Here is a 24711-nt window from a genome sequence, read left to right as displayed (position 1 = left end):
AGGGCCCCGACAGTTTCCGAACGGATTCGGCGTGGCTCAGTCCTGCGCGGCGACGCGCGCGGCGTGTGCGACCAGCATCCGGCGCCCCACGAGCATCAGGGCGGCCGAGGCCAGCATCACCACGGCGTTCACCGACCACGCCACCGTGAACGACGCGTGCGCGGCCAGCCAGCCGAACACGATCGGCCCGGCGAACCCACCGGCGTACACCCCGACCTGGACGACCGCCGTCGCCGCGGCCGGGGCCGACGGGTTCAGCCGGACGACCGCGAACTGCAGCAGCCCCGGCCAGGCCCACCCGAGCCCGAACGCCAGGACCGTGCCGATCACCAGGGCGGGCGTGCCGGGCACGGCGAGCAACCCGAAGCCGACCGCGCCGGCGGCGAGGCTGGCGGCCACCACCGCGACGTGCCCGCCGCCGCGGCCGGTCGTCCGGCGGGCCTCCTCACGCCGGTCGGCGAGCCAGCCGTGCAGCAGCCGGATGCTCAGCCCGATCACGCTGCCCATGGTCAGTACGAGACCGGAGAGCCCCGGGTCCACGCCGCGCTCGACGGCGGAGGCGACGAGGAAGATGCCCAGCGCGGTCGCGGTGCCCGCCGCCATGCCGGAGGCCGCTCCGATGACGCCGAGCGCACCCGTCGCGCGGTCGCCCTTCGCGGCCTTCGGGGCCGGACCGGCGTCCTCACGGGGGCAGAGCAGCAGCGCCGCCAGGGCGAGCACCGCGCCGAGCGCGTACGCCCAGCGCCACCCGACGGTCAGCGCGATGGCCGGCACCGCGATGCCGGCCAGCAGCGTGGCGGTCGGGATCGCGGCCTGCTTCACCCCGAACGACAGCCCCATCCGGCGGGCCGGCACCGAGCGCGCCAGCGTCAGGTTCGACGACAGCTGGCCCATCACGTTGCACCACGCGCCGCACAGCAGGAGCGCCACCAGCGAGCCGTACGACCGGGCGCCGAGCGCGAGCGCGGCCAGCATGACGGCCGCGCCGAGCACGGCGATCCGGCTGGTCAGACGGGAACCGACCCGCTCGACGAGCATCCCGACCGGCAGCGAGCAGAGCGCGCTCACGCCGAAGTACAGCGCGACGACCAGACCGAGCCCGGACGGGTCGAACCCGAGGTCGGCGGACAGCTGCACGGCCAGCGCGCCGGTGAGGAAGACCGGGAGCACCGACACCGTCGTCACCGCGACCGCGCCGCCCGCCACCCTGAACGCGGACGGTCCGGTCGTGGTGTGCGATTCGGTCGCGATGCTCACGATGAGCAACGCTAACCGATTCGCCCGCTCCGCAGGGAGCGAACGTGACTCATCCCCGGATGCGGGATCCGCCCTGGTCGGCCCACTCCTTCTCGCGCAGCTCGAACTTCTGGACCTTGCCCGTGGAGGTCTTGGGCAGCTCCTCGACGACCTCGACGTACTTCGGTGCCTTGTAGCGGGCGATCCGCGTCTTCACGTGGTCGATCAGCTCCTGCGGCTCCGCGGCGCGGCCCGGCCTGAGCACGGCGAACGCCTTGCAGACCTCGCCCCACCGCTCGTCCGGGACGCCGACGACGGCCGCCTCGAGCACCGCCTCGTGCGAGACGATCGCCTGCTCGACCTCGACGGTGGAGATGTTCTCCCCGCCGGAGATGACGACGTCCTTCGCGCGGTCGCGCAGCTCGACGTAGCCGTCCGGGTGCACGACGCCCAGGTCTCCGGAGTGGAACCAACCGCCCGCGAACGCCTCGGCGGTCTTCTCGTCGTCGAGGTGGTAACCCTTCATGACGTTGTTCCCGCGCATGACGATCTCGCCCATCGTGGCGCCGTCGGCCGGGACGTCGGCCATCTGCTCGTCGACCACCCGGAGCCGGTCCGCGCAGACCATCCCGACGCCCTGCCGGGCCTGCAGCCGGGCGCGTTCCTCGCCGTCGAGCCCGTCCCAGGCACGCTGGTACTGGTTCACCGAGTACGGGCCGTAGGTCTCGGTGAGGCCGTAGACGTGGACGATCCGGAACCCCATCCGCTCCATCTGCAGGATCGTCGTCGGCGACGGCGGCGCACCGGCGGTGGTGATCACCAGTGGGTAGTCCAGCGTCACCGCCTCGGGCGCGTTCATGATCGTCGTGACGACGGTGGGTGCCCCGTTGAGGTGGGTCACGCCGTGCTCGGAGATCAGCCCCCAGATGACGTCGCCGCGCACCTCCCGCAGGCAGACGTGGGTGCCGCCGATCGCCGTCACCGCCCACGGGGTGCACCAGCCGTTGCAGTGGAACATCGGCAGCGTCCACAGGTAGACGCTGTCCGGGGTGTGCGTGGAGTGGACGATCTCGCCGAACGAGTTCAGGTAGGCACCGCGGTGGTGGTACTCGACGCCCTTCGGGTGCCCGGTCGTCCCGGACGTGTAGTTGATCGAGATGGTGCCGCGCTCGTCGTCGACCGCCCACGGCCGCGGGGTGTCCGAGCCCCTGGCCAGCAGGTCGGCGTAGGACAGGCCGGACCCGACGCCGTCGCCGGGGGCGGCCGGGTCGGTGACCGTCACGATCTCCCGGACCGTCTCCAGCTCACCCGCGACCGGACGGACGGTCTCGTACAGGACGGCGTCGACGACGAGGACCTTCGCGCCCGAGTGGTCGAGGATGTAGCGGACCTCCTCGGTGGAGAGCCGCGTGTTGATCGCGACCAGCACGGCGCCCGCGAGCGGCACGGCGAAGTGCGCGACCAGCATCTCGGGGACGTTGGGCAGCAGGTACGCCACCCGGTCCCCGGGCTCCACGCCGGAGGCCTCCAGCGCGTTCGCCACCCGGGTCGCCTCCGCCGCGAACTCCGCGTACGTGTGCCGCCGGTCCCCGTAGACGATCGCCGTCGTGTCGGGGAAGACGTCGGCCGACCGGCCGAGGAACGCCAGCGGGGTCAGCGGGGTGGTCCAGACGTCGGTGGTTCCGGCGGTCACGGTCGGCTCCTTCGCAGGCGGTGCACGTCCCGGGGGATCCTCGCGGCCCCGTCCGGGCAGGGCAACCTGCGGAGCCGGCCCGACCGGCCGGCCCGTGCGCTCAGTCCTCGATGGAGATCGCGGCCTTCGGGCAGCCCCGCACCGCCTCCTCGACCTTCGGCCGGAGGGCCTCCGGCGGGTTCTCGTCGAGGATGTAGAGGTAGTCGTCGTCCCGCACCTCGAAGACCTCGGGGGCGGCACCCATGCACACCGCGTTGCTCTCGCAGCGGTCGAAATCCACGATGACCTTCATGGCGTCCATGGTGCCCCCGACGGGCCGTCGACGCACGACTAAGGACGCCCTGACCTGCGGTTATGCTGGCCTTGGTCGGTCAGGGCGAGCCCGTCCCGGCGGTGTCCGCGGGGAGCGGGAGCGGGAGCGGTGCGGCCGCCGTCCGTGCCTGTTCCACCGGGCCCGTGGGCGGGGTGGTGTGCGGCAGGCCGAGCATCGCCGGGCCGGTGACCGCGCCGGCGCGCGCGGTGGCCGGGACCACCGTCCCGGCGTCCCGCGAGGTCGCCGCGCGTTCCGCGGGCGGTCCCAGCAGCGCCGCCAGGCCGAGCAGGACGGCGAGGGCCAGCGGCCCGACGATCGCCACCAGCCGGATGCGGGTCCCGTCCATGACGCACCTCCACGTCGGTCGACGACCGCGCGAGGGGGTACCCGGGGGAGCGGGTGCGGCCGTCGACCGGACGATCGACCGCCGGACGTCCGCCGTTACCGCTCGGGTCCGGACGGGTCAAGGTTGGTCCGCGTGGACCACCCGATAGGACCGCGCAATCGCCCCGGCCGGAGCACCCGGCCGGGGCCCGCGGGCGCCCGTCACTCCTTGCGGAGCACCGGGCGGAGGGTGTCGAGGACCGACGCGTCGTCGATGGTGGAGGGCACCGGCTCGTCGGCGCCGTCGGCGATCCCGCGCATGGTCTTGCGCAGGATCTTCCCGGAGCGGGTCTTGGGCAGGGCCGGGACGACGGCGACGTCCTTGAGCGAGGCGACCGCCCCGATCTGGTCGCGCACCATCTGGACGAGCTCGGCGCGCAGCTTCTCGTCGTAGCCCTCGGCGGTGCTGTCGACGCCGGACTTGAGCACCACGAACCCGCGCGGGATCTGGCCCTTCATCGTGTCGGCGACGCCGATCACCGCGCACTCGGCGACGTCGGTGTGCGAGGCGAGGACCTCCTCCATCCCGCCGGTGGACAGGCGGTGCCCGGCGACGTTGATGACGTCGTCGGTGCGGCCCATGACGAACACGTAGCCGTCGGAGTCGAGGTGGCCGCCGTCGCCGGTGAGGTAGTAGCCCTCGAACGCGGCCATGTAGGAGTTCACGTAGCGCTCGTCGTCGTTCCACAGGGTCGGGAACGCGCCCGGCGGCAGGGGCAGCTTCGCGACGATCGCGCCGTCGACACCGGGCTCGGCCGGCCGGCCGGTCTCGTCGAGGACCTGGACGTCCCAGCCCGGCATCGGGCGGGTCGGGGAGCCGGGCTTGATGTCGAGCAGCTCGATCCCGGCCGGGTTCGCCGCGATCGGCCAGCCGGTCTCGGTCTGCCACCAGTGGTCGATCACCGGGATGCCGAGCAGGTCGGCGGCCCACCGGTAGGTCTCCGGGTCGAGGCGCTCGCCGGCCAGGAACAGGTACTGCAGCGACGAGACGTCGTACTGCGCGACGAAGGCACCCTCGGGGTCCTCCTTCTTGATCGCCCGGAACGCGGTCGGTGCGGTGAACACCGACTTCACCTTGTTCTCCTGCACGACCCGCCAGAACTGCCCGGCGTCGGGGGTGCCGACCGGCTTGCCCTCGTAGAGCACGGTCGTGGCCCCGGCCAGCAGCGGCGCGTAGACGATGTAGGAGTGGCCGACGACCCAGCCCACGTCGGACGCGGTGAAGATCGTCTCGCCGGCACCGACGTCGTAGATGTTGGGCATCGACCAGGCCAGGGCCGTCGCGTAGCCGCCGGAGTCGCGCACCACGCCCTTCGGCTTGCCGGTGGTGCCGGAGGTGTAGAGGACGTAGAGCGGGTCGGTGCTGCGCACCGGTACCGGGTCCGCCGGGGTGGCCGTCGCCGCGGCCGCGGCCCAGTCGACGTCGATCGGGCCCATCGCCGCCACGGCCTGCTCGCGCTGCAGGATCACCGTCGCGTCGGGCTTGCGCTCGGAGAGCTCGATGGCCTTGTCGAGCAGCGGCTTGTACTCGATGACACGGCTGCCCTCGATGCCGCAGGACGCCGAGACGACGACCTTAGGCCCGGCGTCGTCGATCCGGACCGCGAGCTCCTTCGCGGCGAACCCGCCGAAGACGACCGAGTGGATCGCACCGAGCCGCGCGCAGGCCAGCATCGCGACCGCGGCCTCGGGCACCATCGGCATGTAGATCACGACCCGGTCACCGCGCCCCACGCCCTGGTCGCGCAGCACACCGGCGAACGTGGCGACCTCGTCGCGCAGGTCGGAGTAGGTGTAGGACCGCTTCGTGCCGGTGACCGGCGAGTCGTGGACCAGCGCGGTCCGGTCGCCGTTGCCGGCCTCGACGTGCCGGTCCAGGGCGTTGTGACAGACGTTGAGCTCGCCGTCGGGGAACCAGCGGTAGAACGGCGGGTCCGACTCGTCGAGCGCGGTCGTGGGGGCCACGTACCAGTCGAGCACCGACGCCGCGCGGAGCCAGAAGCCCTCACGGTCCTCGACGCTGGATCGGAAGATCTCCTCGTAACCGGCCACCGGCGCCTCCCTCGGTCCGGGCGGCCCGCACCGGCCGCCTCCGCATCGGGCACGACCCTAGGAGGTGCCCCCGACGGTTCGCAGCCTTCCGCACCCAGCCGGCGGGCGGGCCCAGCCGTAGGGACAGGCCGCTCGTCGTTCTCGTCACGCCGGTCGTCGCAGAGTGAGCGGACGTATCCGTAACGTGATCGAGTGACGGATCGACACAGCGCGTGCGGGACCCGGCCGATCCACGGCCGGGCCGGACCCGGTGGAGGCGGTGCGCGTGCGGTCCACGCACGGAGGGTGGCGACACGGCGCGCGGTGGCGCCGCCCGGCGGCCGCCGCGGTCCTCGCGACGACGCTCGCCGCCGTCGCGGTCGCCGGCTGCGGGGGCGCACTCCCGGCCGCGTCGGCGGGGGCCACCGGCTGTGGCCCCGCGTGGACGGCCGCCTGGCACGCCGCTCAGCAGGCGGTCCCGGGCGACCAGCTCGCGGGCCGGACGCTGCGCATGGTGGTACGCCCGCAGACCTCCGGCGAGGCGGTCCGGCTGCGGCTGTCCAACCGGCACGGTGACGGCCCGCTGACGATCGGGGCCGTCACGCTCGCCCGAGCGGCGGGGGAGCCGCCGGTGCCGGTGCTCGTCGGCGGACGTCCGGACGCGCAGGTCCCCGCCGGTGCGGAGGTGCTCAGTGATCCGCTGCCGGTGCCGGTGGTGGGCGGCGAGCCGGTCGCGGTGGCGCTGTACCTCACCGCGGTCCCGGCGACGATCAGCTCGCACCCGGTCGCGATGAGCACGTCGTGGCTGTCCGGGCCGGGGGACCACACCCGTGCGACCGGTCCCGCGGGCTTCGGGACGACGCTGCGGTCGTGGCCGGTGCTCTCCGGACTGGAGGTGCACGGGACCCGGCCGGACGGGGCGCTGCTCGTGATCGGCGACTCGCTCGTCGACGGCGTCGGCAGCACCCCCGACGGCGACGACCGCTTCCCCGACCAGCTCGCCGCGCGGCTGGCCGCCGAGCGCCCGATGACCGTCCTCAACGCCGGGCTGTCCCGGAACCAGCTGCTCCAGGACGACCCGCCGGCCGGCGGCGACGCGCCGTCGACCCGGTACGACGCCGACGTCGCCCCGGTGCCGGGGGTGCGCGACGTGCTGCTCCTGATCGGCACCAACGACCTCGCCGCCGGCGCCGACGCCGACGGGCTGCAGGAGGGTCTGCGGGAGTTCGCCGAGCGCACGCGGGAGTCGGGCCTGCGGGTGGTCCTCACCACGATCCCGCCGTCCACCAGCGGCGGCCGGGACGCCCCGGACGTCGTCGCCGCGCGCGACGCGGTCAACGCCTGGATCCGTACGGAGGGCCCCCGCTGGGCCGACGGGGTGATCGACGCCGCGACCACGCTCGCCGACCCGGGCGACCCGCGCCGCCTCCGCGCGGAGTACGACTCCGGCGACGGACTGCACCCGTCACCGGCCGGGTACCGGGCGCTGGCGGCCTCGGTGCCGGTCGGCGCGCTGTCCGGGAGCCCGTGCCGGACCCCGGCATCCGGCTGACGGGTGCTGCACCGGGTGACCGCGTGGGCGTGGTCCCGTCACCCGGGAAGGGGCATGCGGCGGGCACGCACGATGGGTAACGTCGTGGTCACGGCCACAACACGTGGTGGTACCGGCGGAACCGGCACCGCGGCGCGTCCCACGGTCGGGGAGCGTCGGGAACGGGTCCCCAGACGGCCTACCGGGAGGCCCCATGACGATCGGCGCAAGGCGCGGCACCGACGAGGAGACCGGATCCATCCCGGCGCCCCGGAGCGCGGCCGACGCGTTCAAGGTGTCCGACGACCAGGTGCAGAAGGCCCGCCTCGTCGTGGCGAAGAACTCGTCCGATTCCGGCGACCTCCGTGAGTTGCTCGACATGCTCGGGTTGATCTCCTCGAACCCGGAACAGCCGCCGCCCGTCGCGCGCTGATCGGGCGTCCCCGCGGGCGCACCCTGTCTGACCGGCCACGACACCGGAACGAGGGGGGTGCCTGCAGGGGTCTCCACGACGGTGTCGTATGGTTTCACCGCTCCCAACGGACAGCCGTTGAGGGAAGGACGAGCCCCGAGCTGGTCTGAGCCCCCATCGTCTAGCGGCCTAGGACTCCGCCCTTTCAAGGCGGCAGCGCGGGTTCGAATCCCGTTGGGGGTACGGCGGAAGCCATCGGATACGATGACTTCCGCAGCGCAAGGCCCAGTGGCGCAGTTGGTTAGCGCGTCGCCCTGTCACGGCGAAGGTCGCGGGTTCGAGTCCCGTCTGGGTCGCTCCACTCCCTCGGAGTTCTTCCGAGGGCCGGGGCCAGGTAGCTCAGTTGGTACGAGCGTCCGCCTGAAAAGCGGAAGGTCGGCGGTTCGACCCCGCCCCTGGCCACCTCTCCTCCCGCGAACTCGCGTCAGTGGTGTTCATCCCCACGGCCGAGGGTCTCCACCGGTGTCGCGCCCGGACGGCTCCACTGCGGAACGGGCCGGCTCGTCGGGCCCCAGGTGTCGTGGCCGTCCGCATCCGTCCGCCAGGACCAGCACGCCGTGCGCCCCTCGGGCCAGCCGTCCGGGGTGTCCTCCCACGCCTCGCCGCGGCCGTAGGGCGTCATGTCGAGCAGGCCGAGCGAGCCGTTGACCCGCTCGTTGCCCCGGCCCGTCGTGGAGTAGGTGAGGAACGTGCGGTCGCCGTCGCGCAGGTAGCTGGTCAGGAAGCCCATGGCGCCGCCGACCGGCTCGTCCAGGCCCCGCACCGAGTACCAGGGCTGGGTGTAGCCCATGAACGCGACGAAGGCGGCCACCTCGTCGGCCCGGCCCGTGGTCAGGACCGCGTACGAGACGCCGCGGGCGTTCAGGTAGTCGGCGCCCTGCAGGTGCCAGGCCGTGGTGGTGCACCCCTCGCACTGCCCCTGGACCGGCGCGCCGTCCCACCACATGTGCTTGTAGACGACGAGCTCGTCGCGGCCCTGGAAGAGGTCGAGGAACGGCACCGGGCCGTCGGGCCCGACGACCTCGACCGTCCCGTCGAACTCCACCATCGGCAGCCGGCGGCGGGCCGCGGCGATGGCGTCGCCCTCACGGGTGTGCGCCTTCTCGCGGACGAGCAGCTCGTCCCGTGCGGCCTGCCAGGTCGCCCGGTCGACGACGGGCGGGCGGCCGGGCGGTGTGGTCCTCGGTGTGGTGTTCGGTGTGGTCGTCATCGCGGGTCCTCCCGATCCTGTGACGCGGCATCGTCCCCACCGGTACTGACCTGCGCCCCGCCGTGAACTCATCGCGGCGGTGCCCGGACCGGGTTCGCACGGGATCGGATCGCTCGCACGGGATCCGACCCCGTGCGAACGACGCGATCCCGTGCGAAGCGGGCGGTGGGCCACTCGGGTGCGTGCCCGATCGGTCCGGGCGGTCCAGGATCGTCGGCATGAGCACGCAGCCGCACGACATCACCGTCCCCGGCCCGCCCCGGCTCGAGGAGGTCTCGGACGGGCTCTTCGCCTACGTCCAGCCGGACGGGACCTGGTGGATCAACAACACCGGGCTCCTCGTCGGGCCGCAGGGTGCCGTCGTCGTCGACTCGTGCTCCACCGAGCGCCGCACCCGGGCCTTCGCGGCGGCGGTCGCCGGCGTCACCGACCTCCCGGTCCGGACGCTGGTCAACACCCACCACCACGGCGACCACACCTGGGGCAACGCGGTGTTCCCGTCCGCGACGATCGTCGCCCACGAGCGCGCCCGCGAGGAGATGATCGCCTTCGGACCGCCCCGTGACCTGCCGTTCTGGGACCACCCCGACTGGGGTTCGCTGCCGCTCGACCCACCGTTCCTGACCTTCACCGACCGGATCACGCTGCACCTGGGGGACCTGCGGGCCGAGGTGCTGCACGTCGGGACGCCCGCGCACACCACGAACGACGTCGTCGTCCACGTGCCGGACCGTTCCCTGCTCTACTGCGGGGACCTCGTCTTCCACGGTGGCACGCCGTTCCTGCTGATGGGGTCGGTGACCGGGGCGATCGACGTCCTCGAGCACGTGCTGCTCCCGCTCGGCGCCGAGACGACGGTCCCCGGGCACGGACCCGTCTTCCACGGCGACGGCCCCGTCCACGACACCCTCGACTACCTGCGGTTCGTCGTGGACCTGGCCGAGGAGGCGCTCGACGCCGGCATCCCGCCGCTGGACGCCGCACTGGAGGCCGACCTGGGGCGCTTCGCGGAGTGGCCGGACGCCGAACGGATCGTCGGGAACCTGCACCGGGCGTGTGCCGAGCTCGACGGCACCGTCCGCGGCGCCCCGATCGACGTGATCACCGCGCTGGCCGAGATGGTCGAGTACAACGGCGGCCGCCCGCTCACCTGCCGGGCCTGAGCGCGCGGAACCGGCACGCGTCGCCGGCCGTTGATCGGCTGTGTTCCAGCGTGTCCAGCGGACCGTCGACGCCACCCTGCGTACGACGATGCAGATGCTCCCCGCCCGGTGGCGGATCGACCGCGGCTCCGCCCGGGTCGGCGCCACGGCCGTCCGGCCGCACCTCGGTACCGCGGCGCTCGGTGTGGCCGGTGTGCTCGCCCTGGCCGGACGACGGGTGCCCGCGACGGCGGCCGTCGCGGCAGGGCTGGTGGGCACGGCCCCCGCGGTGCGACGGCTGTCGCGCCGCCCGCCGTCGTACGCGGCCGGTGGGCCCGTCGTCACCGTGCTCGTCGCGAACGTGCTGCTCGGGCGCGCCGACCGCACCGCACTCGCCGCCCTGATCGCCGCCGAACGGCCCGACCTCGCGGTGCTTCCCGAGGCCGGTGCCGGCTACCGCGACGCGCTGCTCCCGCTGCTGGACGGTTACCGCGGCTGGTCGTCGGTCCCGCCAGGGGTGCCCGAGGGCCGGGGCACGGTCGTCCTCGCCGCGCCGCGCGCCGGGGAGGTCGAGGTCCGCCCGGGGGAGGGCATGCGGTTGCCGCACCTCGAGGTCACCGGCGGGCTGCTCGGGCCCCGCACGCTGTACGCGGTGCACACCTCCGCGCCGACCGACCCGCGCCGGCTGGCGTCCTGGCGCGACGAGCTCGCGCTGATCGGGAGCTGGACCCGGGCGCGGCCCGCACCGATCGTCGCCGGCGATCTCAACGCGGTGCTCGACCACCGGCGGCTGCGCGTCGCACTCGGCGGGTGCCGGGACGTCGCCGAGGGGACCGGGCACGGCGCGGCGGGGACGTTCCCGTCGTCGTGGCCGCGGTGGGCGGGCATCCGGATCGACCACGTCCTGGTGCCGCGCCGCAGCAGCACCCACCGGTACGCGGTGCGCGAGCTGCCGGGCAGCGACCACCGCGCCGTGCTCGTGCGGGTCGCGCTGCCCGGTCAGGCGCCGGACGGGTACTGACGCCGGGAGTGGTTCTCCTGCGCGATCCGGCGCAGTGCGGCGAGCAGGGCGTCGCCCAGGACCGTCCCGACCAGCGCCGTCTCCGCCACCTCCTCGCGGCTCCCGCTGTGGGCGACGGCCTCCAGGTCGCCCGCGGCCGCCAGGTCAGCAGCCTCCGCCCACAGCTGCAGGGTCCGTGTGCCGGGGGCGTGGCCGAGCTCGTGCATCCGGGCCAGGACGCTGCGTGCCCCGGCCAGTGCGGGGGCCTGCTCCGACAGCGTCCAGCCGGCGTGCGCGGCGACCGCCCGGAGGTCGGAGTCGGCGTGCTCGGCCCAGGGGCCGCCGTCGTCGTCGGGGCCGGTTCCGGTGACGGCGTACACGGTGCGCCCGAGCATCTGGTGCAGACCGGTGTCCGGGTCGTCGACGGCGACCAGCACGTCCTTCACGACGGCGATCGGCAGGCCGCCGACCTCCACCAGGGCCCGGACCAGGCGCAGCCGGCTCAGATGGGTGTCGTCGTAGCGGGCCTGGTTCGGCGAGGTCGGCTCGCCGCGGTGCAGCAGCCCCTCGCGCAGGTAGTACTTGATCGTCGCCACCGGGACGCCCGATGAGCGGGACAACTCCGAGACGCGCACGTGGAGAGACTAGCTATCCGCTCCACGGACGTGATCGACGAGGCCCGCGGCTGCGGCGTCACCCGCGGTGAGCCACCGCTCCCGCGCGTCGCCCGGCAGCGAACCCCCGCAGTACCGCTCGGTCAGCGCGTCGATCTCGGCGCGCCGCCGGGCCAGATGGTCCGCACGGACCCGGACGTCACCGGGGTGCGCCCCGCGGACCGGCGCCTGCCCGGTGTCCTCCGGGTCCGGGATGCGGAACGACGCGTGCGGCAGCGCGAACCGCTTCCCCGGGGTGCCGGCCGCGACGAGGAACGGAGCCGGACCGGCCAGCGACCCGTTCGCGACGGTGACCACGTCGACGCCGAGTGCCCGGATGGTGTCGTGCACCGCCGCAGCGGCGACCGGTGAGCCGCCGGGGGAGAGGACCTGCAAGGTCACGTCCCGGCGCGGGTCCTCCGCGGCGAGCAGGAGCAGTCGGCCGCAGGTCTCGGCGGCGACGTCGTCGTCGAGCTCGCGGGACAGCAGCACGATCCGCTCGCCGAGGAGCCGGTCGGCGAGGTCGGACGTGGTCGGCAGGACGGGCATCGGGGGCCTCCGTTCTCGGTGTTCCGACCCCGACGCTAGGTCGCCCCCGCGCCCGTGACCTGCGATTCCGCCCTGGGCTGACGATGTTCGCCCGCGGCGAGCGGGGAACCGGTCAGACCACCTTGGGCTCCCACAGCTCCGGCTTGTCGGCCAGCTTCACCGGCAGCCCGAAGTAGGCGAACAGGTCCTTGTTCAGGAAGATGCTGAGCCCGGTGACCCGGCCGTCCTCGATGCGCAGTGCCTGGATGCCCCACGCCTCGAACTCGCCGTCCGGCCCGGACGGCTTCCACTGGGCGAACCCGACCGTGCCGTTGATCTCGACCGGGGCGACCCGCGAGCCGCGGCAGCCCTGGCCCGGGCCGGTCGCCATCCACGCGATGACGTCCTCCCGGCCGCGGAACCACAGCTCCAGCGGGGGCATGTTCTGCTCGACGTCCTCGTGCAGCAGCGCGGTCAGCGCCTCCATGTCGAACGCCTCGAACGCGGCCATGTACCGCATCAGCAGCTCGGTCTGCGCCGGGTCCGTGACCGGGCTCGTACCGGGGGCGGCCTCCGAGACACCCTGCTCGGAGAGGGTGGCCCTGGCCCGCTGCAGCGCGCTGTTCACCGAGGCCACCGTCGTGCCGAGCAGCTCGGCGACCTCGGCGGCCTTCCAGCACAGCACCTCGCGCAGGATCAGCACCGCGCGCTGGCGGGCCGGCAGGTGCTGCAGGGCGGCGATGAAGGCCAGCCGGATGGTCTCCTTGGCGACGGCCTTCTCCGCCGGGTCGCCCGCGGGGGTCGAGACCCGGGCGTCGGGCATCGGTTCGAGCCAGTCGGCGTCGGGCAACGGCTCGCGCAGCGACTCCGCGACCGGTGCGCCGGGTGCGCCGAGGTCCATCGGCACGGCGCGGCGCTTGCGGCCGTTCAGCGCGTCGATGCAGACGTTCGTGGCGATCCGGTAGAGCCAGGACCGCAGCGAGGACCGGCCGTCGAACTTCGCCAGGCCCTTCCAGGCACGGACCATCGTGTCCTGGACCGCGTCCTCCGCCTCGAACGCGGATCCGAGCATGCGGTAGCAGTAGCCGGTGAGTTCGCGCCGGTAGTCCTCGATCTGCAGGTCGAGCGGCCGGTCGTCGGCCTGGTCGAGGCCGCCTCCGGCCCGGGTGGGTGCGCTCATGCCGTTCCCCCTCGCGACGTCCCCGTCTCCGGTGACCCGGGGCGATCCCGGTCCGTCTGTGCGCGAGTGTGCCGTGACCCACCGACAATGTGGAGAGCTTTCCGGTGAGCGGGGCCTCCTAGGGCGGAGGCGGACCCGCGCGGGCGGGTGACGTGGAATGATCGGGGCATCGGCGCCCGCACGGCCTCCCGGGCGCGTCCGAACTACCTGAGCGGGGCCCGGAGGACTCGGGGAACGCGGCGATGTCGGCGACGGCCGAGAACGGCACAGACCATCCCGGTGGCACGTCCGGCCTGCGCCGGGCAGGCCGGCGTCCCGTGACGTCCCGGTACGAGATCGAGCACATCGCGCTGGAGATGTTCAGCGAGCAGGGCTTCGACCACACGACCGTCGACGACGTCGCCCACGCCGCCGGCATCGGCCGTCGCACGTTCTTCCGGTACTACGCGTCCAAGAACGACGTCGCCTGGGGAGCCTTCGACGAGCAGCTCGTCCGGATGCGGGCGGTGCTCGCCGCGCAGTCACCGGACCTGCCCGTGCTGGAGGGCATCCGCCGGGCGGTGCTCGAGTTCAACCACGTGGACCCCGACGAGCAGCCGTGGCACCGCAGGCGGCTGCGGCTGATCCTGGAGACACCTGCCCTGCAGGCGCACTCCACGCTCCGCTACGCGGCCTGGCGGCAGGTCGTCGCCGACCACGTCGCCGAGCGACGGGGGGAGCCGTCGTCCGGCCTGGTGCCGCAGAGCCTCGGGCACGCCTGCCTGGGCGTCTGCCTCGCCGCCTACGAGCACTGGCTGGCCGACGACGGCGCCGAGCTCGCCGATCTCCTCGACGACGTGTTCGGCTCCCTCACCCAGGGCTGGGCGGCCGACCTGGGGTGACGCCACCCCGGTGCGCGGCGGGACACGGACGGCGGACGCGGCGCGACGGCGCCCCGCGGGTGCGGGACGCCGTCGGCGCGGTGGAGCCCGTCGCGGTCAGCGCGGGCTGCCGAACAGCCGCTCCCACAGGCTCGGCTTCGACGGGGAGGTCTCGGCCGGCTCCGTCGCCGCGGCGGTGTCGGTACCCGGGGTGGCCGGAGCCTCCTGGGCCGCGCCCGCGGGGACCTCCGGTGCCGCCGGGGCACCCGGGACGGCCGGGGCCTGCGGCGCGCCCGGGACCGCCGGAGCCTGCGGGACGGCAGGTGCGGCCGGCACGGCAGGCGCGGCGGGCACTGCCGGTGCGGCGGGGACCTGCGGGGCGGCCGGTGCGCCCGGGACCTGCGGGACCGCGGGAGCGCCCGGGACGGCGGGGGCCTGCGGCGCGGCCGGCACCGCGGGGACCTGCGGGTCGGCCGGGACGGCGGGGGCGGCCGGAGCGCCGGGGACGGCGGGGACGGCGGGCGCCTGCGGAGCGCCGGGCACCGCCGGGGCGGCCGGCGGCTCGTCGGCCACCTGCTGGACGACGTCGGCCGGGGACTCCTGGGCCGCCACCACTGCCGGTGCGGCGGCCCCCGGGACGGCCGGGGTCGCGGGGACGGCCGGGGCCGCGGGGACTGCGGGAGCAGCCGGGACCGCGGGGGCGGCCGGAACAGCGGGGCTGCCGGGGACGCCCGGAGCCTGCGCCACACCCGGTGCCGCGGGAGCCTGCGGCAGCTCCGGCGCCGTGACCTGCGGAGCACCGGGCACCGCCGGCGCCGGCGGGACCGCCGGGGCGGCAGGGGCCTGCGGGACCGCCGGTGCGCCGGGCACCGCGGGTGCTCCCGGCACGGGGACGTCGGCCGGGACGCCCGCCTGCGGCACGGCGGGGACCGCACCGGGTACCGCCGGTGCTGCGGCGTCGACGGTGTCGAGGTCGGCCGGGTCGGCGGGGTCGTCGACGGACGAGCCCCCGAAGAGGGTGTCGAACAGCCGGTCCAGCGGGCCGTCGTTCGAGCTCTGCGGGGCGGCCGGCTGGGCGGGGGCCGAGAGCGAGGCCGGTGCTGCGGGGACGCGGACGGGCTCGGCAGCGCCGGCCACGCCGGCACCGCAGACACCCAGGGTGCCGATCATGAGGGTGAGGGCGACGGAAGTGGTGACTCGGGATCGCACGTTCTCTCCAGTGGGCGCTGCTGCTGCACGGTGACTGACGGCGCAGAGCTTGCGGTGACCAGGCGTGTTCCACCAGTGACCCGATAGTGGCCACACCCGTCACGTCCGTCCCGTCGGTCACAGAGCGACCGTTGCGAGCGGTGACGAGCCCGGAACGGGGGACCCCGTTCGGGGGACTGAAGGGGTCGTCGGCGGGGCCGGACGCCGTCCGTCACCCGTCCTGGGGGCTCCGAGCGCCGAGTGCTCACCCGTCGGCATGGAAAGGGCCCCGCATTCACTCGTCGGGGGACATGGTGACCGGCCGTGCCCGTTTTCGGGGCCTCGTCTCACTGTCCGTGAAAGGCCGTGGTGCGGGTGGGATGTCAGGGGAGCGGGGGAGTCGTGTGATCGGGAAACGTCGGGTGGGGTCCGTCGCGACGCGGAGAGTGGTAGCGTCCGCGCTGGTTGCAGTCGTTCTTCTCCCGATCGCCGTGAAGCGTCCGTGTGGAAGTTGTGACGGTGGGCTTCGCCGGTGATGCGGATGTGTCATCCGACGATGCCCGCGCGACCTCCGGTGCCTCGCAGTGAGGCCCGGAACCGCTCCATCTGAGAAGGACACAGTTATGCCGCAGGGCACCGTCAAGTGGTTCAACGCCGAGAAGGGCTTCGGCTTCATCGCCACCGACGACGAGGGACCGGACGTTTTCGTCCACTACTCCGCGATCGAGGCCAACGGGTTCCGTACCCTGGAGGAGAACCAGCGGGTCGACTTCCAGTCCAGCCAGGGTAAGAAGGGCCCGCAGGCCGACACGGTCCGCGTGATCTGACTTCCCGCGGGGTACGACCCCGCGTGTGCCGACGGCGCCGGCGCTCCTCCGTGGAGCACCGGCGCCGTCCGCGTCTCCGGGGTCTCCGGCCGCCGTCCCCTGTGGACGGTCAGCCGAACGCCGCGCGCACGCCCTCGCGCGTGCGCAGGACCGCGACCGTGACGACCGCGAGCGCGCCGAGCACCGCGACGACCGTGACGACGGCGACCGACGCGGCCGCCACCCAGACCAGCGCCCACACCACCGTCGCCGCGTACGGCACCGCCGCCGTGGTCAGCCGCGTCGCGTACCCGAACGCGGCCGCCGCCACGAGGAGCAGCGCCGCCGCCGGGACCGGGCCGAGTGCGGCACCCCAGTAGGTCAGCGTCACGGAGAGCCCCGCGACGGTGGCCGCCGAGACCCAGCCCGCGTAGAACGCCCACGGCCCGTGCACGAGCAGCCGGTCGACCACTCCGTCCGCGGGGACCGCGGTGAGCCGCCGCAGTGCGACGGCGAGTACGACCAGCAGTGCGACGATCATCAGCTGCGCCAGGCCGAGGAGCTCCTGGGAGAAGACGACGATCCAGCCCGCGTTGAGCACGGCCGTCGCGACGAACAGCCACCCGGTGGCGCGGTGCACCGGCCGCGACCGCTGTCCCGGGAGGGACTGGTGGACGGCGAACAGCAGCAGGGCCAGGTAGATCACCGGCCAGACGGAGAAGGCGATCGTCGCCGGCGTCAGCAGGGACGGGTAGCGGTCCGACAGGACCCGCTGCGACTCCCCGAAGAACCCGCTGCCACCCAGCGAGCCCGCCACCGTCTGCAGCACCGCCGCTCCCAGCACCGCCCACGTCCGCACCGTGTCGGCGCGGGTCGCCGTGCCGGTGCCCCCGATCGTCGTCATGTCGGTCTCCTCCTGATCGCCCGATAATCCTCTCGATCGTAAAGACAGTTCACTGACGAGGCATGTCGAGCGGTGCGACGACCGGTGTGGCGCCCGGAGTCCCGGGGGTTGCCACCGGTCGTCGGCCCGCTCCGCCCGGTCACCTGCCGCTCACCGGCGGTCGCGACGCCGTGCGGTCGGTCGTTCCCGCTCGTCTCGCGGGTCCGCGCCCTCGCCGCGAACCGGTCGCGGAGGTGTGCCCGGAGCCTGCATCCTGGTGTTGCACTTCACAGAGGACACCACGGCGGTGTCCGTCACACGGAAGGAAGTGGATCCCTGATGTCCTGGTGGGACAGCTACCGAGCCGTCTACGGCGCGGAGCTGCGCGCAGCGGCACACGAGTACGCCGACCACGGCTGGCCCCTCGTTCCGGGCCTCGGCTCCGACGTACTCCTGGTCACCGGCGACGTGCTCGACGTCGTCGAGGTCCCGGCGGCGATAGGCCGCGTGGTGTGCCGGACGCTCCGGGAGGCCGGTGAGGTCGTCCCGGTGGCCGCGACCCCCGAGGGCACATGGTGGTTCCCCATGAGTCCGCGGCACGCGCTGCCCGCAGAGCTCAGCCTGCACACCGACGTCGTGCTGCACACCGACGGCATCGGCGTCGTCGCACCGCCGACCGAGCGCCCCGACGGCTGGGTGCAGTGGCGCGTCGCGCCGGCCCGCGTCGGGTACCGCGTGCCCGAGGCCTCGGTCGTCGTCGACGCGGTCGCGGACGCCGTCCGGCAGCGCGCCGCGGCGTCGTCGACCGCAGCGATCGGCCAGGACGAGGTCGGCGTGCTGCAGCGCTGATCCCGACCCGCGCGGCCCGGCCCGGACATCGGCCCGGCCCGCGCGTCCGGCGCACCGCCGGCCCGGAGTCGTCCCGATGTCGCCCGTCCCTCGCGGCGGGTGCCGGGACCGGCCCGGCGGCGCGCACCGGTAGCGGCGCCCGAGGGGGCACTTCTCCCTCGCCGGGCGGGCTCGCCTCGCGACCCCGCCGAGCAGCCGCACCGCCGGCGACGGCCGGGCCCGGAGGGATGATTCCCGGGCCCGGCCGGATCGTCGTCCGGGATCACCCGGAGTCCTCCCCGGCCCACCCCGGCGGCCGCTGTCGGAGTCGCGCGGCACTATGGAGTCGTGCAGACCTCCCGCGCGCCGGAGCGCCCGGCACCGATCCCGCCGCGGGACCGGACCGTCGGTTCGATCCCCTCGACCCCGCTCGGTGGCTTCGGCCCCGGCGACGAGCAGAAGCGTCGCGACCTGCGCCGCATGAAGATGGTCGCGACCGGGTTCCTCGTCGGGGCGACGATCGTCTTCTTCCTCGCCAAGTACCTGGAGGTGGTCCAGGGGCTGGCCTGGGCGTCCTACCTGCGGGCGAGCGCCGAGGCGGGCATGGTGGGCGCGCTCGCCGACTGGTTCGCCGTCACCGCGCTGTTCCGGCACCCCCTGCGGCTGCCGATCCCGCACACCGCGATCATCCCGCGCAAGAAGGACACGATCGGCGACAGTCTCGGCGACTTCGTCGGCGAGAACTTCCTGTCCGAGGCCGTGGTCCGCGAGAAGCTGGAGTCGGTCGGGGTCAGCGAGCAGGTCGGGCGCTGGATCGGGCAGCAGGCCAACGCCGACCGCGTCACCACCGAGCTCGTCACCGCGGCGCGCGCCCTCGTCATGGTGCTGCGCGACGAGGACGTGCAGAACGTCATCGAGACCGTCGCCGTCCGGAAGCTGCTCGAGATCCCCGTCGGCCCGCCGATGGGCAAGGCCCTGGAGGGGGTCCTGGCCGACGGCGCGCACCGGAGACTGGTCGACCTCGTCTGCGACCGCGCCTACGACTGGGTCGCCGACAACCAGGACATGGTGCTGCGGGTGGTGCACGACCGGGCGCCGTCGTGGACACCGCGGTTCGTCGACGACATGGTCGCCGACAAGCTCTTCGCCGAGATCCGCGGTTACGCCTGGGCGGTCAAGACCGATCCGCAGCACCCGCTGCGCCACGCGGTCGACCGCTACCTCGCCGAGTTCGCCCAGGACCTCCAGCACGACGCGACGACGATGGACCGCGCCGAGCAGGTCAAGCGCCAGGTCGTCGAGCACCCGGAGGTGCAGCACTTCATCGGCCGGGCCTGGACGGTCGTCAAGGGCATGGTGCTCGACGCCGCCGACGACCCGTCCAACGAGCTGCGGCTGCGCGTGCGTGACGGGCTCATGGCCTTCGGCCGTCGGCTCGGCCGGGACCGCGAGCTCGCCGCCAAGCTGGACGGCTGGATGGCCGACGCCGCGTGCTACGTCGTGCGGCACTACCGGCACCAGATCACCACGCTGATCACCGACACGGTGGCCCGCTGGGACGCCGAGGAGACCTCCCGCAAGATCGAGCTGCAGGTCGGCCGGGACCTGCAGTGGATCCGGATCAACGGCACCGTCGTGGGGGCGCTGGCCGGCCTGGTGATCCACGCCGTCGGGGAGTTGGTCATCGGCTGACGCGGCCGTCTCACTGCGGCGTCACGCCATCGCCATCCCCCTGTCACGAACGTGGCGCAGGCCACGTCACCTGCGCTAGCACTGTGCTTGCAAGAGTTAGCACCCGGGCGTACGGTCGAATCTGTCAGTGAGGAACGGATCGAACCGGAGGCGAGACGGATGGCCACCCAGCCGAAGCCCGGCAGCGGTGACCGGAAGACCGTCGAGCCCACCGATCGAGTAGGCCAGGCCGCCGTCGAGCACGTCGGCCAGGTCGTCGGGCAGGCCCAGCAGGCCGTCGGGCACGCGGTGGAGGACATCGGGTCCTACATCCGGTCCCAGCGGGAGGCCGCACAGGTCTCCATGCGTCAGCTGGCCCGCTCGGCGGGGGTGAGCAACCCCTACCTGAGTCAGGTCGAGCGCGGACTCCGCAAGCCGTCCGCGGAGATCCTGCAGCAGATCGCGAAAGGGCTGCGGATCTCGGCCGAGGCGCTGTACGTCCGCGCCGGGATCCTCGAGGAGCGCCCCGCAGGCAAGGTGACCGACGCGGTGCTCACCGATCCGACCCTCAGCGAGCGGCAGAAACGCGTGCTGCTCGACGTGTACGAGTCGTTCCGCAGGGAGAACGGCCTCCCCGACGACACCCCCCACTCCATCGAGACGAGGAAGTGATCACCATGGCCGTGAACCTCCCGACCAGTGCCGACGTGAAGAAGCTGCGTGAGCAGACCGCCGAGCAGGCCGAGGTCGCCCGCACGCCGCTGATGGCCGTCATCGGCGTCGGCGACTACGCCTACACGACCGTGTCCAAGGCCGTCACCGACGTCCGCACCACCGCGACCCAGCGCGCGGAGGAGGTGCAGACCCGCGTCCAGGAGTTCCCGGAGGAGCTCAAGGAGCTGCGCGGCAAGCTGTCCTCCGACAGCCTGCGCAAGCAGGTCGAGGAGTTCCGCTCCGAGGTCGAGGGCGTCTACGTCGGCTTCGCCCAGCGTGGCGAGAAGGCCTGGGGCAAGCTGCGCAAGCAGCCGCAGGTCAAGAACGCGATCGACACGGTCGAGGACCTGACCGAGAAGTTCGACGCCCGCGTCGACGGCTTCGTGGACGAGACCCACGACGCCGCGGCCAAGGCGCTCGACACGGTCACCACCCAGACCCGCTCGGTCGGCGAGAAGGTCGCGCGCCGGACCCAGACCGCGGCCGGTGAGGCCGCCGAGGCCGTGACCGAGGTGTCGAAGGACGCCGCCGAGGCCATCACCGAGGCCGGTGACGAGGTCGCGTCCACCACGCGCTCCACCGCCCGCAAGACCGCGGCGAAGACCGACCCGAAGACCTCCACCGGTGCGAAGAGCACTCCGGCCCGCAAGCCGGCGACCCGCCGCACCACCAGCACGACCGCCAAGAAGTGAGCCCGGCCGGGCGGACCGCCCGGTGATCTTCTCGCGAACGCCCCCGACGGCCCGGAGCCGTCGGGGGCGTTCGTCGTCTCCCCGAGGTGGTTCACGGCTTCCGTCCGTATCGCCGGGAGTCCGCGTGACCGAAGGTCGCTCTGCCCGTACGCTGAGCCCGTGGAACTGCTGTACTCGCTCGATCAGTGGATCGTCTTCGGGATCAAGATCCTCGCGCTCCCGCTGGGTGGCTACGCGTTCCTGCACGCCCTGCGCCAGCGCGCGGACGCCTTCAACGCCGCCGGGAAGCTCACCAAGAACGCCTGGCTCGGCATCACCGGCGTCGGGCTGCTCCTGCTGATCATCACCGGCGGCCCGATGTACGGCGGGGCCATGTTCTGGCTGGCCGCGATGGTGGCGGTGCTCGTCTACATCGTCGACGTGAAACCGGCGGTGATGGAGGTCCAGGGCGGCGGTCCCCGCTGGTGACCTGGCCGGTCCTCGGGACGTTGGACGCCGTCCCCGCGACCGGGCGCCCTGACCTGCTGGCAGACCCGGTCGCCCGCGCGCTGAAGGATCTCGACGCCGACCGGATCGGTGTCGCCGAGATCGACCCCGAGCTCGCCGACACCGCCGCGTTCTGCGCGGCCTACGGATCCCCGCTCGACCGCGCGGCGAACTGCGTCGTCGTCGCGGGCAGGCGCGCGGGTGAGGTCCGGTACGCAGCCTGCCTCGCCCTCGCCACGACGAGGGTGGACGTCAACGGCGTCGTGAAGAAGCGGCTCGACGTCCGCAAGGTCTCGTTCGCGCCGATGGACGACGCCGTCACGCTGACCGGGATGGCCTACGGCGGGATCACGCCGATCGGGCTCCCTGCCGACTGGCCGCTGTGGATCGCGCCGGGCGTCGTCGAGGCGGACGCGGTCGTCGTCGGCAGCGGGATCCGGGGCGGCAAGCTCGCTGTCCCCGGCGATCTCCTGGCGTCGCTGCCGAACGCCACGGTCGTGGAGGACCTCGCGCGCTGAGCCCGGTGTTCGCCCTGAGCGGACACCACTCAACTTTCGGAAGCAGTTCCGGCTCACCGCTGTTGGAGCGGACATGAGTGACGTGCTGACGCTCCCGGTCCTGCCCCTCGACGACACCGTGGTCCTGCCCGGGATGGTGGTCCCGGTCCGCCTGGACGCGCCCGACACCCGTGCCGCCATCGACGCCGCGACGGCGGCCGGGGACGGGGATGACGACGACGGCAGACGGGTCCTGGTCGTCCCCCGCCTGGACGGGCGGTACGGCGCGATCGGTGTGGTCGCCGTCCTGGAACAGATCGGCAGGCTGCCGAACGGTGACCGGGCCGCGGTGGTGCGCGGTGAGCGCCGTGCCCGCATCGGCAGCGGGGTCTCCGGTCCCGGTGCCGCCCTGTGGGTGGAGGCCGAGCCCGTCGACCCCACCGAGCCGACCGGACGTACCCACGAGCTCGCCACCGAGTACAAGGCGCTGGTGGTCGGCATCCTGCAGCAGCGGGGCGCCTGGCAGGTCATCGACTCGGTGCAGCAGACCTCCGATCCGGGGCAGCTCGCCGACCTGGCCGGCTGGGCGTCCTGGTTGGACGTCGCGCACAAGGCCGAGCTGCTCGCCGAGACCGACGTGACCGCCCGGCTGGAGAAGCTGCTGGAGTGGACGAAGGCGCACGTCGCCGAGCAGGAGGTCTCGGAGAAGATCTCGAACGACGTCCGCGAGGGCATGGAGCAGCAGCAGCGCGAGTTCCTGCTGCGCCAGCAGCTCGCCGCGATCCGCAAGGAGCTCGGCGAGGACGACCCCGACGGCGAGGCCGACTACCGAGCCCGGGTCGAGGCGGCGGACCTGCCCGAGCACGTCCGCAAGGCGGCACTGGCCGAGGTCGGGAAGCTGGAGCGGGCCTCGGACCAGAGCCCGGAGTCCGGGTGGATCCGGACCTGGCTCGACACCGTGCTGGACATCCCGTGGAACGACACCACCGAGGACTCGGCGGACCTCGTCGAGGCCCGCCGGATCCTGGACACCGACCACGCCGGCCTCGACGACGTCAAGGAGCGGCTGATCGAGTTCCTGGCCGTCCGGGCCCGGCGCAACCGGCGGGGGACCGAAACGATCGGCGGCCGCGGCTCCGGCGCGGTGCTGTCGCTGGTCGGCCCGCCCGGTGTCGGCAAGACGTCGCTGGGGGAGTCGGTCGCGCGGTCCCTGGGCCGGAAGTTCGTCCGGGTGGCGCTCGGCGGCGTCCGGGACGAGGCGGAGATCCGCGGCCACCGGCGCACCTACGTCGGCGCGCTGCCCGGCCGGATCGTCCGCGCGATCCGCGAGGCCGGGTCGATGAACCCGGTCGTGCTGCTCGACGAGATCGACAAGGTCGGCTCGGACTTCCGCGGCGACCCGACCGCGGCGCTGCTGGAGGTCCTCGACCCGGCGCAGAACCACACGTTCCGCGACCACTACCTCGAGGTCGATCTCGACCTGTCGAACGTGCTGTTCCTGGCCACGGCGAACGACCCGTCCGGGATCCCCGGGCCGCTCGCGGACCGGATGGAGATCGTGACGCTCGACGGCTACACCGAGCCGGAGAAGGTCGCGATCGCCCGTGACCACCTGCTCCCGCGGCAGGTCGAGAAGGCCGGGCTGGACGACGGCGACGTCGAGTTCACCGACGTCGCGCTGTCGATGATCGCCGCCGAGTACACCCGGGAGGCCGGGGTGCGCCAGCTGGAGCGGGGCCTCGCGAAGGTCCTGCGCAAGGTCGCGGTGCAGCTCGACGCCTCGGACGGCTCGGACACCGTGCGCCCGGTGCACGTCGACGCCGACGCGCTCGTCACCTACCTGGGCCGTCCGCGGTTCACGCCGGAGTCGGCCGAGCGGACGTCCGTGCCGGGCGTCGCGACCGGCCTGGCGGTGACCGGGGCCGGTGGGGACGTGCTGTTCATCGAGGCCACCTCGATGCAGGGCGAGCCGGGCCTGCAGATCACCGGGCAGCTGGGCGAGGTGATGACCGAGTCGGTCTCGATCGCCCTGTCCTACCTGCGCTCGCGCGGACTGGCCGGTGACCTGGCCCAGGGGAAGCTCCACGTCCACGTCCCGGCCGGCGCGGTCCCGAAGGACGGCCCGTCCGCCGGCGTCACGATGACGACGGCGCTGGCCTCCCTCGCGTCCGGACGCCCGGTGCGTTCCAGCGTGGGCATGACCGGCGAGGTGACGCTGCAGGGCAAGGTGCTGCCGATCGGTGGGGTGAAGCAGAAGTTGCTCGCCGCACACCGGGCCGGGCTGACCGACGTGATCATCCCGAAGCGCAACGAGCCCGACCTGGACGACGTCCCGGAGTCGGTCCGGAACGAGCTGCGGGTGCACCCGGTGGCCGACGTCGCCGAGGTCCTGGAGATCGCCCTGGAGCCGGTGGACGCGCAGCAGCACGCGGCCTGACCACCGCTCGATCCGGCGCCCGTCCCGCACACCGCGGGGCGGGCGCCGTCGCGCGTGCCGGGCCCGGTCGTGCGTGTCGGGCCCGGTCGTGCGTGCCGGGCCCGGTCGTGCGTGCCGGGCCCGTCGTGCCTGCCGCGTGCCGTGCCGCCCGGCGCTCTGCCGTGCCGTGCCGCCCGGCGCTCTGCCGTGCCGCGCCGCCCGGCGCTCTGCCGTGCCGCGCCGCACCGCCGCTCCGCCGCACCGGACCGTCCGTGCCCGGAGCACTCTCGTCGAGAT

At 73.7% G+C, this 24711-nt stretch carries 24 protein-coding genes and 3 tRNA genes; 16 read left to right on the top strand and 11 right to left on the bottom strand.

Annotation, left to right across the window (positions count from 1 at the left end; genetic code table 11):
- Positions 1–36: 36 nt before the first annotated feature.
- The 5 genes from PP1_RS14125 to PP1_RS14105 form a co-directional block, all read right to left on the bottom strand.
- The gene (locus PP1_RS14125) at positions 37–1257 is read right to left on the bottom strand and encodes an MFS transporter (protein WP_249265927.1); all 1221 of its coding nucleotides are present in this window, start codon (positions 1255–1257) and stop codon (positions 37–39) included.
- 49 nt (positions 1258–1306) lie between these two features.
- Entirely contained in the window at positions 1307–2929 is a 1623-nt protein-coding gene (locus PP1_RS14120; protein WP_010236742.1) for an acyl--CoA ligase family protein, read from the bottom strand.
- Between the two features lie 100 nt (positions 2930–3029).
- Positions 3030–3221 (bottom strand): ferredoxin, encoded by a 192-nt coding sequence (locus tag PP1_RS14115; protein WP_010236740.1) that lies wholly within the window; start codon positions 3219–3221, stop codon positions 3030–3032.
- Positions 3222–3300: 79 nt separating this feature from the next.
- Positions 3301–3588 carry a hypothetical protein gene (locus tag PP1_RS14110; protein WP_075313935.1) on the bottom strand — a complete coding sequence of 96 codons (288 nt, stop codon included), beginning with the start codon at positions 3586–3588 and terminating at the stop codon, positions 3301–3303.
- Positions 3589–3788: 200 nt separating this feature from the next.
- Positions 3789–5678, bottom strand: coding sequence for a propionyl-CoA synthetase (locus PP1_RS14105; RefSeq protein ID WP_075313936.1), 1890 nt, complete (start codon positions 5676–5678; stop codon positions 3789–3791).
- 265 nt (positions 5679–5943) lie between these two features.
- Here PP1_RS14105 and PP1_RS14100 point away from each other — a divergent pair, with 265 nt between their 5' ends.
- The 5 genes from PP1_RS14100 to PP1_RS14080 all read left to right on the top strand — a co-directional run bounded on the left by PP1_RS14100 (position 5944) and on the right by PP1_RS14080 (position 8062).
- Positions 5944–7209: a GDSL-type esterase/lipase family protein gene (locus PP1_RS14100; RefSeq protein ID WP_075314933.1), complete on the top strand. Its 1266-nt coding sequence runs from the start codon at positions 5944–5946 to the stop codon at positions 7207–7209.
- A 193-nt stretch (positions 7210–7402) separates the two neighbouring features.
- Positions 7403–7621, top strand: coding sequence for a hypothetical protein (locus tag PP1_RS14095; RefSeq protein ID WP_010243745.1), 219 nt, complete (start codon positions 7403–7405; stop codon positions 7619–7621).
- A gap of 149 nt (positions 7622–7770) precedes the next feature.
- A tRNA-Glu gene (locus tag PP1_RS14090) sits at positions 7771–7843 on the top strand.
- A 39-nt stretch (positions 7844–7882) separates the two neighbouring features.
- Positions 7883–7956, top strand: a tRNA-Asp gene (locus PP1_RS14085).
- Positions 7957–7988: 32 nt separating this feature from the next.
- Positions 7989–8062, top strand: a tRNA-Phe gene (locus PP1_RS14080).
- Positions 8063–8084: 22 nt separating this feature from the next.
- Here the strand turns inward: PP1_RS14080 and PP1_RS14075 are convergent.
- Positions 8085–8870, bottom strand: coding sequence for a DUF899 family protein (locus tag PP1_RS14075; RefSeq protein ID WP_010243743.1), 786 nt, complete (start codon positions 8868–8870; stop codon positions 8085–8087).
- Positions 8871–9088: 218 nt separating this feature from the next.
- Here PP1_RS14075 and PP1_RS14070 point away from each other — a divergent pair, with 218 nt between their 5' ends.
- Positions 9089–10033: an MBL fold metallo-hydrolase gene (locus PP1_RS14070; protein ID WP_010243742.1), complete on the top strand. Its 945-nt coding sequence runs from the start codon at positions 9089–9091 to the stop codon at positions 10031–10033.
- A 40-nt stretch (positions 10034–10073) separates the two neighbouring features.
- Complete coding sequence (locus PP1_RS14065; RefSeq protein ID WP_075313937.1) at positions 10074–11033, top strand: endonuclease/exonuclease/phosphatase family protein; 960 nt, start codon at positions 10074–10076, stop codon at positions 11031–11033.
- Here PP1_RS14065 and PP1_RS14060 read toward each other — a convergent pair.
- The 3 genes from PP1_RS14060 to PP1_RS14050 form a co-directional block, all read right to left on the bottom strand.
- Entirely contained in the window at positions 11012–11647 is a 636-nt protein-coding gene (locus tag PP1_RS14060) for a MerR family transcriptional regulator (RefSeq protein WP_029239523.1), read from the bottom strand. The genes PP1_RS14065 and PP1_RS14060 overlap by 22 nt on opposite strands.
- 9 nt (positions 11648–11656) lie before the next feature.
- Positions 11657–12214 carry an ATP-dependent Clp protease proteolytic subunit gene (locus PP1_RS14055; RefSeq protein WP_010229852.1) on the bottom strand — a complete coding sequence of 186 codons (558 nt, stop codon included), beginning with the start codon at positions 12212–12214 and terminating at the stop codon, positions 11657–11659.
- A gap of 112 nt (positions 12215–12326) precedes the next feature.
- On the bottom strand, positions 12327–13373 hold the full coding sequence (locus tag PP1_RS14050) for a sigma-70 family RNA polymerase sigma factor (protein WP_010229849.1): 1047 nt from the start codon (positions 13371–13373) through the stop codon (positions 12327–12329).
- A 242-nt stretch (positions 13374–13615) separates the two neighbouring features.
- Here PP1_RS14050 and mftR point away from each other — a divergent pair, with 242 nt between their 5' ends.
- Positions 13616–14254 (top strand): mycofactocin system transcriptional regulator, encoded by a 639-nt coding sequence (gene mftR / locus PP1_RS14045; protein ID WP_010229847.1) that lies wholly within the window; start codon positions 13616–13618, stop codon positions 14252–14254.
- A gap of 96 nt (positions 14255–14350) precedes the next feature.
- Here the strand turns inward: mftR and PP1_RS14040 are convergent, their stop codons facing one another.
- The gene (locus PP1_RS14040; protein ID WP_083697009.1) at positions 14351–15403 is read right to left on the bottom strand and encodes a hypothetical protein; all 1053 of its coding nucleotides are present in this window, start codon (positions 15401–15403) and stop codon (positions 14351–14353) included.
- Positions 15404–16044: 641 nt separating this feature from the next.
- On the opposite strand from PP1_RS14040, the gene PP1_RS14035 reads away from it, so the two are divergent.
- Positions 16045–16248 (top strand): cold-shock protein, encoded by a 204-nt coding sequence (locus tag PP1_RS14035; protein WP_010243760.1) that lies wholly within the window; start codon positions 16045–16047, stop codon positions 16246–16248.
- 109 nt (positions 16249–16357) lie between these two features.
- Here the strand turns inward: PP1_RS14035 and PP1_RS14030 are convergent, their stop codons facing one another.
- A complete protein-coding gene (locus PP1_RS14030) occupies positions 16358–17131 on the bottom strand; it encodes a tryptophan-rich sensory protein (protein WP_010243757.1) in 774 nt (257 codons plus the stop codon).
- 318 nt (positions 17132–17449) lie between these two features.
- On the opposite strand from PP1_RS14030, the gene PP1_RS14025 reads away from it, so the two are divergent.
- The 7 genes from PP1_RS14025 (at position 17450) to lon (ending at position 24435) form a co-directional block, all read left to right on the top strand.
- Positions 17450–17959 (top strand): hypothetical protein, encoded by a 510-nt coding sequence (locus PP1_RS14025; RefSeq protein ID WP_060574117.1) that lies wholly within the window; start codon positions 17450–17452, stop codon positions 17957–17959.
- 327 nt (positions 17960–18286) lie between these two features.
- Complete coding sequence (locus PP1_RS14020; RefSeq protein WP_010224853.1) at positions 18287–19630, top strand: DUF445 domain-containing protein; 1344 nt, start codon at positions 18287–18289, stop codon at positions 19628–19630.
- Between the two features lie 159 nt (positions 19631–19789).
- Complete coding sequence (locus tag PP1_RS14015; RefSeq protein WP_010224855.1) at positions 19790–20281, top strand: helix-turn-helix domain-containing protein; 492 nt, start codon at positions 19790–19792, stop codon at positions 20279–20281.
- Between the two features lie 5 nt (positions 20282–20286).
- On the top strand, positions 20287–21015 hold the full coding sequence (locus tag PP1_RS14010; protein ID WP_033198738.1) for a hypothetical protein: 729 nt from the start codon (positions 20287–20289) through the stop codon (positions 21013–21015).
- A gap of 159 nt (positions 21016–21174) precedes the next feature.
- Entirely contained in the window at positions 21175–21483 is a 309-nt protein-coding gene (locus tag PP1_RS14005) for a DUF2516 family protein (RefSeq protein ID WP_010224859.1), read from the top strand.
- Positions 21477–22019 (top strand): YbaK/EbsC family protein, encoded by a 543-nt coding sequence (locus PP1_RS14000; RefSeq protein ID WP_033198741.1) that lies wholly within the window; start codon positions 21477–21479, stop codon positions 22017–22019. Before PP1_RS14005 ends, PP1_RS14000 begins: the two co-directional genes overlap by 7 nt.
- A 73-nt stretch (positions 22020–22092) precedes the next feature.
- Complete coding sequence (lon, locus tag PP1_RS13995; protein WP_010224863.1) at positions 22093–24435, top strand: endopeptidase La; 2343 nt, start codon at positions 22093–22095, stop codon at positions 24433–24435.
- Positions 24436–24711: the final 276 nt, after the last annotated feature.

The sequence above is a fragment of the Pseudonocardia sp. P1 genome, assembly GCF_000178675.2.
In the GTDB taxonomy this organism is placed as follows: Bacteria; Actinomycetota; Actinomycetes; order Mycobacteriales; family Pseudonocardiaceae; genus Pseudonocardia.
The sequence above is the reverse complement of the archived record's forward strand: the minus strand, read 5'-3'. Positions and strand labels throughout refer to the sequence as shown.

Excerpts from the sequence above, each read along its gene's own strand:
- PP1_RS14115 (WP_010236740.1), bottom strand. The coding sequence starts at position 3,221 with ATGAAGGTCATCGTGGATTTCGACCGCTGCGAGAGCAACGCGGTGTGC.
- PP1_RS14110 (WP_075313935.1), bottom strand. The coding sequence starts at position 3,588 with ATGGACGGGACCCGCATCCGGCTGGTGGCGATCGTCGGGCCGCTGGCC.
- PP1_RS14095 (WP_010243745.1), top strand. The coding sequence starts at position 7,403 with ATGACGATCGGCGCAAGGCGCGGCACCGACGAGGAGACCGGATCCATC.
- PP1_RS14075 (WP_010243743.1), bottom strand. The coding sequence starts at position 8,870 with ATGACGACCACACCGAACACCACACCGAGGACCACACCGCCCGGCCGC.
- PP1_RS14070 (WP_010243742.1), top strand. The coding sequence starts at position 9,089 with ATGAGCACGCAGCCGCACGACATCACCGTCCCCGGCCCGCCCCGGCTC.
- PP1_RS14055 (WP_010229852.1), bottom strand. The coding sequence starts at position 12,214 with ATGCCCGTCCTGCCGACCACGTCCGACCTCGCCGACCGGCTCCTCGGC.
- PP1_RS14050 (WP_010229849.1), bottom strand. The coding sequence starts at position 13,373 with ATGAGCGCACCCACCCGGGCCGGAGGCGGCCTCGACCAGGCCGACGAC.
- mftR (WP_010229847.1), top strand. The coding sequence starts at position 13,616 with ATGTCGGCGACGGCCGAGAACGGCACAGACCATCCCGGTGGCACGTCC.
- PP1_RS14040 (WP_083697009.1), bottom strand. The coding sequence starts at position 15,403 with ATGATCGGCACCCTGGGTGTCTGCGGTGCCGGCGTGGCCGGCGCTGCC.
- PP1_RS14035 (WP_010243760.1), top strand. The coding sequence starts at position 16,045 with ATGCCGCAGGGCACCGTCAAGTGGTTCAACGCCGAGAAGGGCTTCGGC.
- PP1_RS14030 (WP_010243757.1), bottom strand. The coding sequence starts at position 17,131 with ATGACGACGATCGGGGGCACCGGCACGGCGACCCGCGCCGACACGGTG.
- PP1_RS14025 (WP_060574117.1), top strand. The coding sequence starts at position 17,450 with ATGTCCTGGTGGGACAGCTACCGAGCCGTCTACGGCGCGGAGCTGCGC.
- PP1_RS14015 (WP_010224855.1), top strand. The coding sequence starts at position 19,790 with ATGGCCACCCAGCCGAAGCCCGGCAGCGGTGACCGGAAGACCGTCGAG.
- PP1_RS14010 (WP_033198738.1), top strand. The coding sequence starts at position 20,287 with ATGGCCGTGAACCTCCCGACCAGTGCCGACGTGAAGAAGCTGCGTGAG.
- lon (WP_010224863.1), top strand. The coding sequence starts at position 22,093 with ATGAGTGACGTGCTGACGCTCCCGGTCCTGCCCCTCGACGACACCGTG.